Source organism: Psychrobacter sp. Ps1 (assembly GCF_022129425.1).
Classification (GTDB): Bacteria; Pseudomonadota; Gammaproteobacteria; order Pseudomonadales; family Moraxellaceae; genus Psychrobacter.
This window is the reverse complement of sequence record NZ_JADQAN010000056.1, coordinates 1-1,030: the sequence shown is the minus strand read 5'-3', so window position 1 is coordinate 1,030 and position 1,030 is coordinate 1. Positions and strand designations below refer to the sequence as shown.

General features: G+C 46.6%; 1 protein-coding gene. It reads right to left on the bottom strand.

All coding sequences use genetic code 11. The features are described 5' to 3' along the window. Nucleotides 1–35: 35 nt before the first annotated feature. The coding region (locus I3249_RS13035; RefSeq protein ID WP_238070245.1) for a multicopper oxidase domain-containing protein at nucleotides 36–1,030 on the bottom strand (995 nt) is incomplete at its 5' end.

Sequence of the window (1,030 nt, the reverse complement as noted above, 5' to 3'; positions counted from 1 at the left end):
ATATTTTCATAATAAGCCTCATATTTGAAGGTTTGTTAAACGACGGCAACTTCTCGGAACATACCGGCTTCCATGTGATAAAGCAGATGGCAATGCCATGCCCATCGTCCAAATTCACCCGTCACATCGAAGCTAATCTTTTGCGCAGGCTGCACCACAATCGTATGTTTACGTACCTGAAAGTCTCCAGATAGCGTGCGCAAATCACTCCACATTCCATGCAGATGCATCGGGTGATTCATCATCGTGTCATTGACTAAGGTGATACGAACGCGCTCGTTTGGCTTAATATTGACAGGCGTTGCATCCTTAAACATGACACCATCTAGAGCCCAAATATAGCGCTCCATGTTACCCGTTAAATGTAGCTCGATCTCTCGGGTAGGCTTACGCTGCTCTGCAAATATGGCCTCATCGACAGAGCGCAGCTGACTATAATTCAGCACCTCTCGATTGATATTGCGCAGATTAATACCGGGATCATCGAGGTTCATACGTGGACTGTCGACACGCATATCAGATTTAAAGTCATACTCGGTCTTAGCATGCTTTGCTTTGTAGCCTTTGTCACCCATCGCACCCATCATATCGGCCATGGTTAGCCATTCGATCTTATCCATAGCAGGTATTGCAGCACGTGCACCTTTTTTGGTTGCAAGCGTGGTCGCGACATAGCCCGAACGATCGATATTTTGGGCAAATATGGTATGCGCGTCTTGAGTCGGCGTGACAATGACGTCATAAGTCTCAGCAACGCCAATACGAAAATCATCAATATCGACGGGTGCGACATCATTGCCATCCGTTGAGACGACGGTCATCTTCAGACCTGGTATACGCACATCAAATATCGTCTGTGCTGAGCCATTGATAAAGCGTAGTTTGACGGGCTGTCCCGCTTTCACTAGTTGTGTCCAATTGGCTGCTGTGGTCTTACCATTCATCAGATAGGTAAAGGTTTTTTCACCAGACAAATCCGTGAAATCTGTCGGCATCATGCGCATCTGATTCCACATTTTGCGCTTGTCAT